Annotated in this window: 12 protein-coding genes and 2 riboswitches; of the genes, 5 read left to right on the forward strand and 7 right to left on the reverse strand. The window is 45.4% G+C overall.

Features of this window, described 5'->3' with window-relative positions:
- Positions 1-19: 19 nt before the first annotated feature.
- The 7 genes from BSHG_RS06155 to BSHG_RS22275 form a co-directional block, all read right to left on the reverse strand.
- A complete protein-coding gene (locus BSHG_RS06155) occupies positions 20-592 on the reverse strand; it encodes a cob(I)yrinic acid a,c-diamide adenosyltransferase (RefSeq protein WP_008660362.1) in 573 nt (190 codons plus the stop codon).
- The gene (locus BSHG_RS06150) at positions 592-1,926 is read right to left on the reverse strand and encodes a cobyrinate a,c-diamide synthase (RefSeq protein ID WP_005803626.1); all 1,335 of its coding nucleotides are present in this window, start codon (positions 1,924-1,926) and stop codon (positions 592-594) included. The genes BSHG_RS06155 and BSHG_RS06150 overlap by 1 nt, the downstream gene beginning before the upstream one ends.
- 71 nt (positions 1,927-1,997) lie before the next feature.
- Positions 1,998-2,732, reverse strand: a complete 735-nt coding sequence (locus BSHG_RS06145) for a DUF6064 family protein (protein ID WP_005803628.1) — start codon at positions 2,730-2,732, stop codon at positions 1,998-2,000.
- 34 nt (positions 2,733-2,766) lie between these two features.
- Complete coding sequence (locus BSHG_RS06140; RefSeq protein WP_005787995.1) at positions 2,767-3,252, reverse strand: threonine/serine exporter family protein; 486 nt, start codon at positions 3,250-3,252, stop codon at positions 2,767-2,769.
- Positions 3,249-4,016, reverse strand: a complete 768-nt coding sequence (locus BSHG_RS06135) for a threonine/serine exporter family protein (protein WP_005787997.1) — start codon at positions 4,014-4,016, stop codon at positions 3,249-3,251. Before BSHG_RS06135 ends, BSHG_RS06140 begins: the two co-directional genes overlap by 4 nt.
- 126 nt (positions 4,017-4,142) lie before the next feature.
- Positions 4,143-5,831 (reverse strand): putative transporter, encoded by a 1,689-nt coding sequence (locus BSHG_RS06130; protein WP_008660368.1) that lies wholly within the window; start codon positions 5,829-5,831, stop codon positions 4,143-4,145.
- Between the two features lie 32 nt (positions 5,832-5,863).
- Positions 5,864-6,115 carry a cysteine-rich CWC family protein gene (locus tag BSHG_RS22275; protein ID WP_008768918.1) on the reverse strand — a complete coding sequence of 84 codons (252 nt, stop codon included), beginning with the start codon at positions 6,113-6,115 and terminating at the stop codon, positions 5,864-5,866.
- 64 nt (positions 6,116-6,179) lie between these two features.
- Positions 6,180-6,391: riboswitch (cobalamin riboswitch) on the reverse strand.
- A 283-nt stretch (positions 6,392-6,674) separates the two neighbouring features.
- Positions 6,675-6,922: riboswitch (cobalamin riboswitch) on the forward strand.
- Between the two features lie 55 nt (positions 6,923-6,977).
- On the opposite strand from BSHG_RS22275, the gene BSHG_RS06125 reads away from it, so the two are divergent.
- From BSHG_RS06125 to BSHG_RS06105, 5 genes are read left to right on the forward strand one after another with little or no spacing between them, the layout of a single operon-like run.
- The gene (locus BSHG_RS06125) at positions 6,978-9,050 is read left to right on the forward strand and encodes a TonB-dependent receptor plug domain-containing protein (protein ID WP_008660371.1); all 2,073 of its coding nucleotides are present in this window, start codon (positions 6,978-6,980) and stop codon (positions 9,048-9,050) included.
- Positions 9,051-9,053: 3 nt separating this feature from the next.
- Positions 9,054-9,971, forward strand: a complete 918-nt coding sequence (locus BSHG_RS06120; protein WP_005793582.1) for a sirohydrochlorin cobaltochelatase — start codon at positions 9,054-9,056, stop codon at positions 9,969-9,971.
- The gene (locus BSHG_RS06115) at positions 9,968-12,322 is read left to right on the forward strand and encodes a TonB-dependent receptor (protein ID WP_008660373.1); all 2,355 of its coding nucleotides are present in this window, start codon (positions 9,968-9,970) and stop codon (positions 12,320-12,322) included. The genes BSHG_RS06120 and BSHG_RS06115 overlap by 4 nt, the downstream gene beginning before the upstream one ends.
- The gene (locus BSHG_RS06110) at positions 12,322-13,794 is read left to right on the forward strand and encodes a PepSY-associated TM helix domain-containing protein (RefSeq protein ID WP_008660375.1); all 1,473 of its coding nucleotides are present in this window, start codon (positions 12,322-12,324) and stop codon (positions 13,792-13,794) included. Before BSHG_RS06115 ends, BSHG_RS06110 begins: the two co-directional genes overlap by 1 nt.
- A gap of 1 nt (position 13,795) precedes the next feature.
- Positions 13,796-17,734: a cobaltochelatase subunit CobN gene (locus tag BSHG_RS06105; protein WP_008660378.1), complete on the forward strand. Its 3,939-nt coding sequence runs from the start codon at positions 13,796-13,798 to the stop codon at positions 17,732-17,734.
- The last annotated feature ends 4 nt before the right edge of the window (positions 17,735-17,738 follow it).

A 17,738-nucleotide genomic window follows, 5' to 3' on the forward strand; every position in this document is an offset into this window, starting at 1 on the left:
TTGGAACGGATGCTTGTTTTTATTTCTTCTTTGTCTTATATGCGAAAGCCTGCCAGCGTTCCTCCGGCCAGTCCTGTTGTTGCATGTCGAAGCGTGCCATTACAAAAAACAGATCGGACAGACGATTGATAAAGCTCAGAATCTCTTCCGGAACAGCATCTTGCCGATTCAAGGTCCAGAGCCGCCGCTCTGCACGGCGGGCTACGGTACGGGCAAACTGTAACTGAGCAGAGACAGGTGTGCCACCGGGCAACAGGAAATAACCGTTCTCTTTCAGTCCGGCAGTCATTGTATCCATCTCTTGCTCACAGAAAGCCGCCAGTCCGGGCGACAGCACATTCGGATTCTTATCGCGAATGGCGGATGGAGTAGCCACATGACTCATAACTACCATTAACTCTCTTTGGAGGTGGTGCAGCAACTTCTGCCAGTCATGCTCCTGAGGGAGCAATGAACGGATAATGCCGATCACTGCATTCAATTCATCGATGGTCCCGTTCGCCTCGATCCGGATATCATCTTTCTCTACCCTTTCTCCGCCATGAATGCCGGTTGTTCCCCGGTCACCGGTCCGTGTATAGATTCGTTTCATCATTCAAACAATTTAAGTAAATCGATCTCCCCCCAGTATAGATGCGTATAGCTGGCTATCACGTTTTTATATCGGAACACAGGTGTACTGACAGGCATTCTCTTGGCATTGTATACCTGAGTGACAGATTCCAGTGACTCTTCCGGTTTCGGCTCGAATTGTGTATAGTGAAACTCGTGTCCGCGAAGATGTTGTCCGTTATAATCGAACTGCCGGTACCCCAGAGTCAAGCGCCTGTCAGCCTTACGATTCGAGATAAAGAACGGAAGTACCCCTGCCTGCAACCCGACCTCACTGTCCGAGTGCTCCGACCGGTCAAGGAGAATGCCTTTAGAGAGATAAATCATTCCTCCGCATTCGGCAAGTACTCGTCCACCGGACTCCGCGTAGTTACGTATAGACTGCATCCTTTGCCAAGCCTGACGCAATTTCTCATAATGCTTTTCCGGATAGCCTCCGGGAAGATAAAGCAAGTCCGTACCTTCTGGCAACGGGCGATTATCCTCCGGATTAAAGAGAATAACGGTTCCCAGGCGGCAAAGCACATCCAGATGTTCCTGATAAATGAAAGAGAAAGATTCCGAATTGCATGCCACGGAGATCTTTAAATCTTCCTGTAGAGAAATATTTGAAACAGGAGGTATCGGAGCAGGAAGTTTCGTTTCCTCAAGCAAACGGTTATAGTCGATGTACTTTTCCATTAATCCGGTCAGCTCTTCCAGTGCGTCCGTTCCTTTCGAATGGCTGAAATCCAGCCCCAGATAACGTGATTCCTGTACCAAGCTCTCCTGTTTGGGTAAATACCCCAAACAGGCAATTCCCAACTCGGTACAGACTTCCTGCAACATTTCGTAATGGCGCGGAGACCCTACCCGATTGAATATAACACCCGCTATCCTGATCTCGGGACGAAAGTGAATGAAGCCCGAAAGCAAAGGAGCCACCGAATAAGCGGCCGATTTGGCATCGACCACCAATATGACAGGTAAATTCAGTAATCCGGCCACTTCTGCCGAGGAACCCCGGTCACGGTCGTAACCGTCATACATCCCCATCATACCCTCCGTGATGCAGGCATCGGCTCCTGTGGCATAACGGGCATAAAGCTCCTTTACATGTCCGGCCGAAGCCATAAAGGTATCCAAATTGATGGAAGGACGTCTGCAAACTGCCGTATGATATTTGGTGTCGATATAGTCGGGACCGCATTTGAAAGGTTGAACCTTCAGTCCCTTCTTAATCAACAGAGCCATCAATCCACGACTGACCGTTGTCTTTCCACTGCCCGAAGAAGGAGCCGCTATCAGAAATTGAGAAATCATCCTACATTCCATTATTGTCGGTTTTTATCCTACAAAGATACGGATATTTCTCTGTGAGGGTGCATCTTTACCGGTAAAAAGTGCTACGGCTGCTTGCCCGGCATCAACTCCAGAAACAGGGTGGTGGTAAGTAAAATTCCGATAGATACGCATACAAAGACAAGCAACCAATTAATGTACTTTGCTTTAGGCTTTGTATCGGCATGCAGGTTGTTGAGGAAATACTCCCGGAAAAATAGATATAAGGCAGGGATCGTTGCACTGGCCAAAAGGAAATCCTCCGGAATATTAAAGAAGTAAGTCTTCGATAAGCCGATCAGCGACCAATGGCACAGGAACAGCACCAAAAACATATTTACCTTACGGGAGAACAACAAAAGCAGACCGATCGTGAAAACTGTTACCGAGCAAGGCATTACCGGCGATGTAATGCCTGGAAAAATAAGTCCTCTCGCAATGGATACCAAAGGATATACAAATGGTAAAATCAACAATACGTACGAAAGGATATCATATTTATATGTACGTTCGAAAGTAGTATATCCGGTGATGGCATCCCATACCCATATCGTGGCCATAACCACCCAGAACATAGCCAGCGCCCCGTTATAACTGCGCTCGTCGCAACAGATGGCATAATATGCGATAGCAATCCACAAATACAGAAAAATCATATATAGCTTCATGCCCATCTTTACCCACGGACGGGGATTCTTTATAAGCATCACTGTCAACAGCAGGCCGGCGACAATGATCAGCAACTGATAGATCCATGTAGCAGAATTATAATACGCAATAGTTTTCCAGAAAATCTCCATAAAATATAGATTCTTTATTTAATAGATAAATTGATTAATGCCGTGTCAGGGAAAAAGCTTTGTGAGGAAGCAGAAACATGGGGAAGGTAGCTCCTACTGCCAACATAAAGATAACGGTACAGGTAACCAGGCCATTAGAGAAAAACGTCTCCATGTATTTGCCCAGACGCTCCGGTTCGTTCATTGTTTGCAGACTCATAATCAACGAGAACACCATATTGTAGGCAAACTTACCCGGAATCATCGGGAGCAATGCCGGTATATAAAGCACAGTCATCGGACAATACACCTTCCGCCCGAGCCACAAACTGCCAAAGCCGATAACCAATGCCCCGAACAAAGAAGCCGTGGCAATGTCGACACCCAGGAAAGTCATCAGGCAATAACGACAGGCATGTCCGGCTGCCGCAAGTATCGCAATCATCTTGAAAGCCCGCAACGGAGGATCGGATATGGCTCCAAAACCAATACCCGCTATTGCGGCAAAAAATCCATCGGAAAGAATATCTAAAGCTATCATATCAAACTGTTTTTAACCATTAACAATGTAAACGACAGGCCTATCGCAATGCTGACAATCAGTAGCGCGGCTTCCGTCAATCGGGCAAATCCCGTAAGGATGTATCCCTCTACAATATCAATCACACCGTTGATCAACGGTACACCCGGAACCAGATAAAGCACGCTGGTGGCAAGAGCTATCTCCGAAGTGGTATCAAAAATCAGTGCCGTCGATGCACAAAGCGACGCAACAAAAGCGGAAACAATGAAAATAATATAATGATTGATTTTCTTCTTCTGCATCTGTTGCTTCAGGAAAAGTCCGGTGATGGTAGCCGAAAAGACAATGCCCATAGAAATAATATCGCCACCAAACAACTTACAGAATGAAGCATTGGCAAATCCGACCAGTAAAAGAACAAATAGCGGATCTATTTTCGGTGCCGATATGATTTTGTTGAACTTATCCGACAATTCGTGTAAAGACAGATGTTTGTCGTAAACCTCCCAGCTCAAGGCACTCAACTCTGAGTTGTGTTCAAAACTGATCGGATGGGGAGGGATATCAATCACTTCATTGCAAGCTTCACGCGTCTCGTTGTCGATGATAGTCAGAATGATGTTTTTGTGAAACACACTCAACTTCACATCCACTCCATAGGCTTCTCCGATACGCTTTGAATTACGGATCACACGGGAGGTATGCACACCTGCTCCCATCAAATGGGCCGAATATCCGGCAATGAACTTGGATATGGAAATCAAAGATTCATTTGTAGTCATAAAATTGCTCACTTTTTTAAATCGGGCGCAAAAGTACAAAAAAGAAAGGAAAGAGAAAGCACATAAGTCATTTCATTTCACCAGACTCTCCTTGTCACATTGCTTATCTTTATTATTATTTAGAACTCAACCTAACGAAAGAATTAATAATTGTGCCGTAAGCACACGCAGGAACATCGTCAGCGGATAGACTGTAGCATAACCTACTGCCGGCGCATCACACGATGTCAGATCATTGGAGTAGGCCAACGCCGGCGGATTCGTTGTGGAACCGGCCAACACCCCTATCAACGTATAATAGTTCAGCTTGAAAGCATAACGTCCGATAAAACCGGCCAGCAGCAGGGGAACGATTGTTATAATCATACCGTAAGCGATCCACACATATCCGCCTTCATGGATAATGGTTTCCACAAATCCGTCGCCAGCTCCGAGACCGACACAAGCAAGAAACAGCGAGATGCCGATTTCCCTTATCATCAGATTGGCACTCATAGTGGTATAAGTAATCAGCTTATACTGCGGGCCGAAACGGCTGATAAGAATCGAAACAATCAACGGGCCTCCTGCCAACCCGAGTTTAACCGGTTGGGGAATTCCGGGAAACATAAACGGGATGCTACCCAGGATACATCCCAAGGCAATACCCAGAAAAATAGGAATCAGATTCGGATGATTCAGGCGTTTCATCGAATTACCCAATACCTTTTCTGCATGACTCACCGCCAACTCACTGCCGACAATCGTCACACGGTCTCCCATTTGTAATTGCAACTGGGGACTTGCCACCAGATCCACTCCCGAACGGTTGACGCGGGTGACACTGGCACCAAAATTATTACGAATCTTCAATTGCGCCAATGTCTTACCGTTCAGTTCGGGCTTGGTTATCAGAATTCGGCGTGAAATCAGTTCTTTGTTCAGCTGTTCCCATTCCACTTCGATCGGTTTGCCGAAAAACGCAGTGATCGCCTCTATATCTATCGGAGTCGCAATAACCAATATTTCATCACCCAGATGAAGCTCAGTATCGGAATTTACCAATTCCGACTCTTTCTTTCCATTCAAATGCCGGATACGCGATACCACAAAATTACGGTTTACCAATGGACGTATATCCTTAATACGTTTACCGTGAAGAGCTTCATTACGGACCTCCAATGAAACAGGACGTACTGTCAACTCTTGTAAATGTCCCAGTCCCTGTTCGGCTTCGGCTTCCTCCTGCTTGATATTAATACGGAAAAGGTATTTAAGGCCTAACAGCGACATGATGCATCCCACTACGCCCAACGGATAGGCTACAGCATATCCCAAAGCAATCTCCGGTGCATCTATCCCGGTCAGGTCACTGTTGGCCTGTTGCGCAGCACCCAATCCGGGTGTGTTGGTCACCGCTCCCGATAAAATACCTACCATGGTGGTAATCGGTATTCCGGTTATAAAATGCAATGCAAGGGTAATGATGACTCCTGCAAAGACAACGATCATAGCCAACATATTGAGGGTGAATCCTCCTTTCTTAAAAGCGGAGAAGAATCCGGGCCCCACCTGCAATCCGATGGAATATACAAATAAGATAAGTCCGAACTCCTTCAGAAAGTGCAATAAATGCTCGTTCAGATTCAGATTAAAATGTCCGAAGACAATGCCGACAAACAAAATCCAGGTAACTCCCAGAGAGATGCCTGCTACTTTTATTTTACCCAGCATAATGCCAAACGCAATGACCAGCGACAGGATAAGCACGGAATGTGCCACTCCTCCACCCCAAAGGTTGGGGTATCCCTCAAACAGGTTTCTTAAAAGTTCCATAGTATAAAAAGTTATGTTGATTGAATACTTGTTTACATATCCCCGGAGAGTCGATCAGTTACTTCACCCACACCATCCGTACAAGAAAGATTTGCCTTACAGGCCAATTCCCCTTCTTGTATTTTCTTTAGGCAATCGTGACACAAACAGTCCGGGAAATGCTCCTTGATATAAGCACGTTGCAGCGAGTCGAGCTTTACCGTAGCACAATGACATAATAATATATTGTCGTGCCGGCATTGAAACACAGCACCACAACACGGACATACCTTTTTCACAGGCACACCACCTTTCTTTTTTTCCTGATTAAATACTTTTTTCGTACTGCTTTCCTAATCCCACGAGTAAAAACAGCCTTTGATGAACGGCAGGTCTTCTGACTGACTTCTAATCTTGAAGCCTTCCCGACGGAGGTATTCCCCCCACGTCAGTGGCGAAAGGATTGTTTCAAGATATCGATGAAGCTTCACAGCAGCGGGACTGTCCGGGATTTACACCCGATTCCCTTTTAATCCGAATGACGAAAGTCTTCATTCGAAACCAATTCGGGACAAAGATAAGGATAAAAACCAATAGATGAAGAATTGTTAATGAAAAATATAAGATTCATCTTCCTTTATACACTCCGACAGCGAGAATCCGGCTCCCTTTCCATCAGTGCCTCAATAAAGGCTGAATCGGCATCTTCCTCTTTTAGAGCCTCTTTTTCATCAAAATAGAGATTCTAAAAGGAGGATGCAGAATGTCAAATTTCCAAAAACAAAGCGTCTATCAGGACTTTTTTATATGTACCTATTAATCGGTATATTTTTTAATTTATTTCTATATAATCTAATAAATGTATATATTTGCAGCCGCTTAGGTGATGCATACCGGACTTTCTGTTCGTTGCATAAAAGGGAATCGGGTGTAAATCCCGAACAGTGCCCGCTACTGTGATCCCCCTGCTCTTCTACTGTTGCCATCATAATCGGAAGAAGATAAGAAAAGCATTTCTACATATACCACTGTCATAGCCTGTAAAGCATGACGGGAAGGTAGCTTTTCAAAAAGGGATAGTCAGGAAACCTGCCGAAGCAGACATAGATAACAGTGCCCTCCCGGGGTCAGGAAGGCCGTTTACTAACACATTATTCAAAAACATCAATGAACAAAAGATGCTTACTGACCATCCTCTTGGGAGGATGCGCGGCAATGGGTGCATTTGCACAACAACACGCGACAGGCAAGAAGACAGAGATGAGTGTTGACCTGAATCCTGTAGTTGTAACAGGTACCGGTACACACCAAAGGCTCAAAAACACACCGGCACCGGTGGAAGTAGTAACCGCCAATGAAATAAAGAAAGCCGGTATCACAGACTTTCAGCAGGCAATGACCATGCTGGTTCCTTCTCTTTCGTTCTCTACCAACTCAATGGGATCTTACCTGATGATGAACGGACTCTCCAATAAATATGTGCTGATTCTGATCAACGGACGTAAACTGACCGGAGATACATCTAATAATATCGACCTCTCACGCATTGATATGAGCCGTGTGAAACGCATCGAAGTGCTGGATGGTGCCGGTTCGTCACTCTATGGCTCTGACGCCATTGCCGGTGTGATCAATATCATCACCAACGAACCGAAAGAACTGATGCAGGTGACTTCTACCACCCGATATGAAGATCATCGCCAACTGACACAAATGGTAAATGCGGATATTGCAACAGAAAAGTTCGGCTCATATACCTCCTATAAACACGAACAAAGTGCAGGATGGCAGAACAGCGATCTGGCATATGTTACTGATAAAAAAGGTAATGTATCGACAGTACCGACCGTATCAGCTACATCCAATGGTTTCCATTCTAATCTGGTAAACCAGAAATTCACGTTCGAACCGACTGAAAAGCTCTCGTTCTATGCTAACGGAGGATACTATTGGAAGTTGACGGACCGCCCTGTATACACAGCGGATATCGATGGAGGTTCCAAGTATGATCTACATTACGAATCGTATAACTTCGGTTTGGGAGGACGTTACAAAATCAACAAGCGTTCTTCCATCCAACTCGATTTGATGAATGATAACTATATGCAGAACTACAAATATACTGTAGCTGACGATAAAAATAAGATTGCTATTGGAGATTACGCCAAAACCAAAGAGCAGCACTTTTATGATGCAGAGCTAAAGGGAATCTTCAACTTTGCCAAAAACAACATGACGGTACTGGGAGTGGATTACCGCTCTGAAAGCCTGGATCGTCCCAGTGCAAGGGTGGACAAGTCAGTGTATACGGCATCCGCTTATGCGCAACACGAAATTAAATTATGGAATTGTCTGACCGGTATTGCCGGCGTACGCTATGATTATCACGAGCTGGCAGGCGGACGCTTCACTCCGAAAGTGGCTGTGATGTATTCAGTAGGTGCTTTCAATATTCGTGGTACTTACTCCACCGGTTACCGCGCCCCCGGTCTGGACGAACTTTATTATTATATGAATAAAGGTACAACTATCACTCAAGGTAATAAAGATTTAAAAGCAGAACACAGTAATTATTATTCTGTAAATCTGGAATACAATACAAACCGCCTGAATGTTTCTGTTACCGGTTATTTGAATTATATCGGAGATATGATCAATTCTACTACATACAAACTAGCAGATCTTCCTAACGGTGAGGAATTACGTGCAGCAGCCCAGAAAGAATTTAACCTGACAGATGCCGAGGCCAAAAAACTCGCCAATTACAAACTTTATGGCAACCTCGACAAAGGTGTTGTCAGAGGTTTTGAAGTAAACGCAGCCACCAACCTCGGCGCAGGCTTCAGCCTGAACGGAAACTATGCTTACGCTTATGCACGTGGCAAGAGTGTGGACGGTGTATGGGGTAACATTGAACGCTCGGTACGCCACACCGGAACCGTAGCAGGAAACTACACACATGCATGGAACGACTATATGCTGAACGTAAATATCAACGGTCGTTTCCAAAGCAAACGTTTCCACCCGGGACATAGCTACGGTGACGCTCCGGGCTATGGCGTATGGAACTTGAATGTAAAACACTCACTGACAGGTTTCCAACACTTGGGACTGGACTTCGGTATGGGTCTCGACAATATTTTCAACAAACGTGATACTCGTCCTAACGGTGTGAACTACGCACTCCTCTCTCCGGGACGTATGGCATATGTAAGTTTAACCCTTCGTTTTAAGAAATAAACAATGAAAACATATATTCTCTCTTTATTCTTGTTAGTTTCCCTCTTCTGCTCTGCGCACGAAGGGGGGAACTTCGTGGCCTCCGATATGCTGGCCGGCATGCAGCCGGGTGATAAAGCCGCCTTGCTTATGGTACACTTCGGCACTACCTATGATGACACCCGCACCAAGACGATCGATGCCATCAATGCGAAAGCCAAAGAAGCATTTCCACAAATGGAAATGCGTGAAGCTTATACCTCACGTATCGTAATGCGCCGCCTCAAAGCTCGTGGCATTGAAAAACCTAATCCGCTGGAAGCGCTGCTGAAACTTCTCGGAGATGGCTATACACACGTCATTGTGCAAAGCACCAATATCATAGAAGGCGTTGAAATGGAATCATTGAGGCGTGATGTTGCTTCAGTAGCCCGTTTTTTTAAAGAGATCCGGGTAGGTAACCCGCTGCTCTATTCGGTAGAAGATGCTGAGGCAGTAGTAGATATCCTCGGTGCAGGCAAACCGGAAAAAGGAAGTGTAGTACTTGTGGGTCATGGAACCTACACTCCCAGTACCGCCACTTATGCAATGATCGACTACATGCTGAAAGCCAAAGGATTAAAAAACTTCCATGTAGGCACTATCGAGGGTTATCCGACTTTCGACACCATGCTTCAGCAACTCAAAGATAACAAAACGAAACAGGTTACGCTGGTTCCGTTCATGTTTGTGGCAGGTGATCACGCCAATAACGATATAGCCGTCGACTGGAAAGAAGCCCTTGAAAAAGAAGGTTTGAAAGTAGATGTACGTATGCAGGGGTTGGGCGAAATACCCGCCATCCAACAACTGTTTATCGATCATGCCCAATTTATGCTAAAGCATGAAATGGTGGATATAATGAAGAAAAAAGACAAATACTCAAAAGACAAAGACGAATGAAAAGAATCATATTAGCTGCATTGGGGAGTGCTTTATTACTTCCCTCACAGGCACAACAGAAAAATAAAGAATATACTAACTTCAACGATTCTGTATTTTCAATCAACGAAGTAGTAGTGGCAACCAACTACAGACGCAAGACCGATGCTTTGAAACTGGATGTTCCGGCAAAGTTCATTCCTATTTCAACCAACTCCATTACTTCCGGAATGCTTGAGAAACGAAACATCCGGGATATACAGGAAGCCTCCCGCTTCCTTCCCGGTGTGCGCTTTCGTACCTCTTACGGAGCGTTTACCCAATTCTCAATCCGTGGATTCGATAATTCTGTAATCATGGTAGACGGGGTACGTGACGAACGCTCGTCTATTGACAACTCTTATCCGTTCATGGACTTATCGGCTGTGGAAAGCATCGAACTGTTAAAAGGTCCGGCTTCAGTACTCTACGGACAATCCGCTGTGGGTGGTGTCCTCAATATTGTCCGCAAGGCTCCTGTAAGCAAGCAAAGTGTCTATGCCCGCCTGGCTTATGGCAGTTACTATAACAAGCAGGCCACAATGGCTTTGGGCGGTAAACTGATAGGACCATTGAACTACCGTGCCAGCGTCAATTGGCAGGATCAGGAAGGATGGAGAAGCAATGCTACCAAACGTCTCTCCGGCTATCTGGCCTTAGGAGGGCATTTGACAGAAAATGACGAATTGGATATCCGTATCGGAGCTAACCGCGATTTCTATCCGACAGAAATCGGTTTACCTCCCACAATGTCTTATGACATCCTCTCAGCCACAGACGGCAGCAAATATCTGAGTAAGGGAGATGCCCTGCCCGGACTGAACAAGAAAGCCCGCTACAACAGTGAATCGGACTTTATGTACAACCGTGGATTCAATGTTTCCGCCATGTATAAGCACACATTCAGCGAAGCTTTCAAATTGATGGAGAAATTGTCTTATACCTATGACGACATTGACTACTTCGGTACCGAATCACTGGACTACCTCACAAGCGACCGTCCTATCTATGATCATTATTACATGACCAAAGACAAACAGGGCAATGATACCAAAAAGTATATCTGCCTGGACTCCATCTACTACAGTTACCCGCTACGCTTTTCACATATCGCTAAAACTGTGAACAATCAATTGGAGGCAAGCGGAAAGTTCTATACGGGAGACGTTGCACACAACTATTTGGGCGGTTATTCTTTTGTATCCTTGATGCGTGACTCTTATATGGCCTATGGCAATGGAAGCACCGGAGCCACCGGTCCCGGAACCACAGGACATGGCTCGGTATACAACCCTCACAGCATTGGTTGGATGGAAGCTCCTTTCAGATTTGTTACTGCACAGAAAACATTTACCCACGGATTTTATCTGCAAGACTTGGTGGAATTCAGTGATAAACTGAAAATGATGCTGGCCGGACGTTACGATCTTTTTATGTATAAGACTGCTAACCTGAACACCAGTGACGGAGGACGCCATTATGATAAACCGGATGACGATGCTTATAATAAAATAACCAATGGTGCCTTCACCTTCCGTGCCGGATTGGTATATCTGCCTATTGAAAAACTATCTGTTTACGGTTCATACGGTACTTACTTCAAGCCTATCCGCGCATTTTATGACGCTAACACCATTTATATCGACAAGGATGGAAAAGAGTTCACTCCCGTAAATGGTAAAGAGGTATTCAAGCCGGAGAAAGGTTTCCAGGTAGAAGTGGGTGCACGATACGAGATCACACGTACATTGCAGACTAACGTAAGTTTGTTCTATATCAATAAGGATAATATCCGCCAGACTCTTGCCAACAAAGGCGATATTTCCAACGGCGTAGAACTGGACAAGAAAGTTGTGGGACAAGTAGGCAGAATGGATTCCAAAGGATTCGATATTGACATTACCTGGAGTCCCATCTACAACTTGTCGATGAGCGCCGGATACGGATATACCGATGCAAAGGTACGCGATTTAGCCGACAACCCTTATATGCCGACCACTTCAAGCAAAGGCAAACAATATGCCTACATTCCTAAAAACACATTCTATGCTTTTGGCGCTTACACCGTATCCAAAGGCGTGTTAAAGGGACTGGGAGTAAACTTTTCTACCAGTTTTCAGGACAAAGTATACCGCAACTCGGATAATACGAGCTCGTTCGATGCTTACTGGCTGACCGACCTCGGTTTCTCTTATACATTAAAGAGCAATGTGCGCCTGGGAGTCAACATCAATAATCTGTTCAATAAAGAATACTGTAATCAGGCACTTGGTAATCAGTTAATACCAAGCATGCCTCGTAACTTCATGCTTTCCGCATCTTATACTTTATAATGATGATCACGAAATTCATGTATACCATTCACAGGGTACTGGGCACACTGCTCAGTATCCTGTTTTTAGTTTGGTTCCTATCGGCTTTTGTCATGATGTACCACGGATTTCCACGTGCATCACAAGCTGAAAAATTAGAAAAGCTGGAGCCTCTGTCTCCTTCTCTGCCTTCTGTCAGTGAAATTACTTCTCGCCTGCCCGAAGGAGAAAAAGTTAAGGGAATCCGTTTAGACCGATACCTCGGACAAACCATATTCCATATCCGTACGGACAAAGGTGAACACAATCTTCCGGCCGACTCCGTTCAGGCACTTCCGGTTATAGACGGAAGCCGCATCCACCGGGTAGCCTCTCTATGGTGTAACGCACCGATAGACAGAATCGATACTTTGAACCGACTGGATCAATGGATACCCTTCGGCAGTCTGAAAAGAGAGTTTCCCATCTATAAATTTCACTTTGCCGACACAGAAAAGCACCAGCTATACATTGGTTCGCAAAGCGGAGAAGTCTTGCAGTTCACTACCCGTAACGAACGTTTCTGGGCATGGTTGGGAGCCATTCCTCATTGGGTTTATTTTACTTGGCTCCGCCAAGATGCCGCTTTATGGAGCATTACGGTAATCTGGTTATCCGGTATCGGATGCCTGATGACTATTGCCGGATTGTGGGTAGGTATTGATGTATGGCGTCGATCACGAAAGCAAAAAGGAAAATTCTCACCCTATCGCAAAAAGTGGTATCACTGGCATTATGTAACGGGAATTGTTTTTGGACTTTTTGTTCTGACATTCTGTTTCAGTGGTATGATGTCACTGGCGGAAGTGCCGGCATGGATCAGCAAACCGGTATTGGACAGGAACCCCACACGGGAAATAAAGAAGGGAGCACCCAAACCGGATCAGTATCTATTGGATTATCGGCAAATACTAACCGAATATCCGGACGTACGTCAGGTGGAATGGAGTAATTTCCGTTCAAAACCCTACTACATAGTAAAACGAAGTGAAGGAGATCTGTACATCGATGCCTCCGACTCTCTGCCCCATCCGTTGAAATTGGACAAAAAACAGGTTACTGACGCAGTAAGGACAATCCATGGGGACAGCATCCATCTGAAGGTCGAATTGATTGATAAATTCGAAACTTACTACCGCGACATGAGTAGGATGTATCGCGACCGCAGTTTATTACCGGTATGGAAAATCACAGTAGACGATCCCGACCACAGTTGTTATTATATTCATCCGGAAACAGCCACAGTCCGATACGTCAATAGCACTGCCCGTTGGAAATACTGGATGTATACCGCTTTGCACAGACTACGCATACAAGGACTGAACTCCTCTCCTACACTTCGTAAAAGTGTACTGTGGGTATTGCTGCTTGGCGGCACGGTTTGTTCATTAAGCGGAGTTGTACTCGGAGTGAGATATATCGAACGAAAATGCAGAAAGAAAACAAGAAGATAACATGAAAGTATTGACCTTATTTCGTCATAAAAGAACACTGTACATAGCCGGAAGCGTATTGCTTCTGGCTATTGCCTTTACTATCGGCTACCGCTATTGGATGGCCCCGACACGGATCCTGATTGTCAATCCGCTACCGGCACAAGCTGCCGACATAGTATTGAACAACGATAGCCGGAATATAGAAGTTACTTGCATACAAACCGAAAAATTGGAGTCCTTTAAGGGCTATGATGCCGTAGTTCTCTATGGACGCAGCCTCAACCTGAACGATCGACAAATGAAGGAGGCGGAACGTGCCGCATCGGCCGGTATTCCACTTTTCACGATTTCACTGCGTAACTTCAATACAATTATCAACAGGAATATCACCCCTGAGCAGGAAGCCATGCTTATGCAATATTTCGGGGATGCCTGCCGACAGAATTACCGGAACGGATTACGTTATCTCCGACACATTGCCACACCGACACGCTGGAACATTGAAACTTTTGATGCCCCTCTTCGCCTGCCCAACAATCTATTTTATCATCAAGAATATGGAAAATACTTCGAGACTCAGAAAGCCCTTGAACAATATCTGCGTCAAAAAGGTATTTTCCATGAAAACGGACCTAAAATCGCTTTCATCTCCGGAGTCAGTTTTCCAATGGAAGGTAACAGAGCACATGTAGACACATTAATATCCAAAATGACACAAGCCGGATTTAATGTTTATCCCATAGCAGGAAAGGAAAAGCGGGAAAAGATGCTACGCTCTCTACATCCGGATGCATTGGTTTACCTTCCCATGGGAAGACTTGGAGATGATTCGCTGATTAACTGGCTGCATACCGAAAATATCCCCATTTTCAATCCTTTCCCCCTTATTCAGTCACGGGAAGAGTGGCTTGATCCGATGAAACCCGTCAGTGGCGGAACCCTTACAGCTCGTGTCCTCGTCCCCGAAATAGACGGAGGAATGACACCTTTGTTAATTGCTACACAGAATTTACACAAAAGCGGATATTATCTGCACGAACCGGAAATGGAAAGAGTGGATAACTTCATCAGCCATGTACACAAATATCTGGATTTACGTACTAAACCCAACTCGGATAAACGCATCGCCATCTGTTACTTCAAGACACCGGGCAAAGATGCATTATTGGCCAGTGGAATGGAAGTGATTCCGTCACTTTACAACTTTCTGAAAAGGCTACGCACCGAAGGTTATGATGTCAGCGGACTTCCTGCTACTGTCGAGGAGTTCGGCAAACAAATCTACCGGGATGGAGCTGTAATGGGTTCATACGCTGCCGGAGCTCAAGAAAAGTTTCTACAGACAGCCCATCCGGTTTGGCTGACTAAAACACAGTATGAAAAGTGGGTACATGAAGCAATCGAACCGGATAAATACAAAGAAGTTACTGAACGTTACGGAGATGCTCCGGGCCATTTACTGACCGGAACAAACACTCAAGGAGAAGCACAATTAGCCATTGCCTGCCTCCGCTTCGGCAACATCCTGCTTTTCCCTCAGCCCCGTCCTGCATTGGGGGACGATGATTTCAAACTCGTTCATGGCATGCCGGTCGCACCGCCGCACAGTTATCTGGCACCTTACCTATATGTACAAAAAGGGTTTCAGGCAGACGCGTTAATTCATTTCGGCACGCATGGCAACCTTGAATATACTCCGGGGAAAAATGTAGCCCTTTCTCATAATGATTGGGCAGATGCTTTGGTAGGTGACTTACCTCACTTCTATTATTATACTACCGGTAACGTAGGTGAAGGTATCATTGCCAAACGTCGCACTCATGCTGTGCTTGTCACCCACTTGACTCCTCCCTATGTGGAAAGCGGAATGCGTCAACGATACACTTCTTTACTGGAAGACATTCACAAAATACTTTCCGAAGACATAGAGAAAAACCGGACTTTGGGAATCCGCATAAAAAAAGAGGTCATAAAGTTGGGGCTACATCGTGACCTCAAATTAGATTCTGTATCCAGTCGTCCTTATACCGCCGAAGAACTGGAACGTATTGATCTATTTGCCGAAGAGATAGCCAATGAAAAAACGATTGGAGCTTATTATACCCTCGGTGAAACCTATTCTGCGAGAGACCTGCTTACCACCACACTTGCAGTCAGTGCCGATCCTTTAGCCTATCAAATGGCGAAACGTGATCGCGATAAAGGTAAAATTACGACCGAACAGTTACAAGATTTTGGCTACATCACCCATCACTATTTACCCATAGCCAAACAACGGTTAATCCCCTTGTTACAAAATCCGCCTAAGGATACCACAGGGATCGCCCCCGAATTGCAAGAGGCACTCCGTTATCATGCGCTTTTAGTTTCATCCACCGGTAACGAATTGAACGCCATGCTACGCGGATTAAAAGGTGGCACAGTATTTCCGGCTCCCGGTGGAGATCCGGTACTCAATCCGAATGTCCTGCCGACGGGACGGAACATGTATAGTATCAATGTAGAAACAACTCCGGGCATATTGTCATGGGAAGAAGGCAAACGATTGGCAGAAGCCACACTGAAAGCCTATCGTGAGAATCACAACGGAGAGTATCCACGAAAAGTAAGCTACTCTTTTTGGGCCGGTGAATTTATCACGACCGAAGGGGCTACGCTGGCACAAGTATTCTGGATGTTAGGCGTAGAACCCATACGCGACAAAATGGGACGTGTGGTCGATCTACGCTTAGTGCCTTCCTCAGAGTTAGGCCGGCCAAGAGTTAACGTCGTCGTACAAGTGTCGGGACAACTACGTGACATAGCGGGTTCCCGACTGACTATGCTAACCGATGCCGTTCGCCTTGCTTCGGCCGCAGACGACAAAGCATACCCTAATTATGTCTCTTCCGGTACACGCTTGCAGGAAAAACTGCTGGTAGAAAAAGGAGTATCACCCAAAAGAGCACGTGAGATGTCAGTCATGCGTGTATTTGGTCCTGTCAACAGCGGATATAGTACCGGTATGATGGCATATACGGAAAAGAGTGACCGATGGGATCATGAATCGGAGTTAGTAGACGGATATCTGAACAATATGGGAGCCGCCTATGGTGATGAAGAGAGCTGGGGAGGTATGCAAAAAGACCTTTTTGCTTCCGCCCTTTCCGAAACTGATGTAGTGATACAACCCCGGCAAAGTAATACCTGGGGACCACTTTCACTTGACCATGTATACGAATTTATGGGAGGTCTGTCGTTGACAGTGAAGACACTGACCGGTAAAGAACCGGATGCCTTAATGGCTGACTATCGCAATCGAAACAACAAACGGATGCAGAATATCAACGAAGCAATCGCTGTAGAGGCGAGAGCTACCGTGCTCAACCCAACTTTCGTGAAAGAACGGATGAAAGGAGGTGCCACCACCGCGCAAATGTTCGGTGAAATATTCCGTAATATCTTCGGATGGCATGCCACCCGTCCATCGGCAATGGATAAAGAGATCTTCAACGATCTCTATAAAATGTACATTGTAGATGAAAACCATTTGGGTATCCGGGACTATTTCCAAAGAATTAATCCGGCTTCTTATCAGGCAATGACCTCAGTCATGCTTGAAAGTGCCCGGAAAGGATACTGGAAAGCGAGCGACGAACAATTGAAAGTAACAGCCCGACTACATGCGCAAATCACCCGCGAAGCCGGTGCCGCCTGTACAGAATTTGTATGCGATAACCGAAAGCTTCAGCAATTTGTAGAAGGTCACTTGGACAACAATGACTCTGAAAGTTATCGTCTGGTTATGCAAGAAGTCCATCAGGCAGGAAACGAAAAAGGAAAAGATATCGTATTGAAAGAGGAGAAACTCACGAAAACGGAAAACCGGAAAAAGAATGTGGTAAATGGCATCCTTACCGGCGTTATTGTTCTTTTAGTATTCGGTGGAGTAATATACCTGCTGAAACGTAAAAAATAAGTTT

Origin of the sequence: Bacteroides sp. 3_2_5, from assembly GCF_000159855.2 — a bacterium.
GTDB lineage: Bacteria > Bacteroidota > Bacteroidia > Bacteroidales > Bacteroidaceae > Bacteroides > Bacteroides fragilis.

Bases quoted from the DNA above. Each gene is read 5' to 3' on its own strand.
- BSHG_RS06125 (WP_008660371.1), top strand. From the start codon at position 6,978: ATGAACAAAAGATGCTTACTGACCATCCTCTTGGGAGGATGCGCGGCA.
- BSHG_RS06140 (WP_005787995.1), bottom strand. From the start codon at position 3,252: ATGATAGCTTTAGATATTCTTTCCGATGGATTTTTTGCCGCAATAGCG.
- BSHG_RS06145 (WP_005803628.1), bottom strand. From the start codon at position 2,732: ATGGAGATTTTCTGGAAAACTATTGCGTATTATAATTCTGCTACATGG.
- BSHG_RS06150 (WP_005803626.1), bottom strand. From the start codon at position 1,926: ATGGAATGTAGGATGATTTCTCAATTTCTGATAGCGGCTCCTTCTTCG.
- BSHG_RS06130 (WP_008660368.1), bottom strand. From the start codon at position 5,831: ATGGAACTTTTAAGAAACCTGTTTGAGGGATACCCCAACCTTTGGGGT.
- BSHG_RS06105 (WP_008660378.1), top strand. From the start codon at position 13,796: ATGAAAGTATTGACCTTATTTCGTCATAAAAGAACACTGTACATAGCC.
- BSHG_RS06110 (WP_008660375.1), top strand. From the start codon at position 12,322: ATGATGATCACGAAATTCATGTATACCATTCACAGGGTACTGGGCACA.
- BSHG_RS06115 (WP_008660373.1), top strand. From the start codon at position 9,968: ATGAAAAGAATCATATTAGCTGCATTGGGGAGTGCTTTATTACTTCCC.
- BSHG_RS06155 (WP_008660362.1), bottom strand. From the start codon at position 592: ATGAAACGAATCTATACACGGACCGGTGACCGGGGAACAACCGGCATT.
- BSHG_RS06135 (WP_005787997.1), bottom strand. From the start codon at position 4,016: ATGACTACAAATGAATCTTTGATTTCCATATCCAAGTTCATTGCCGGA.
- BSHG_RS06120 (WP_005793582.1), top strand. From the start codon at position 9,054: ATGAAAACATATATTCTCTCTTTATTCTTGTTAGTTTCCCTCTTCTGC.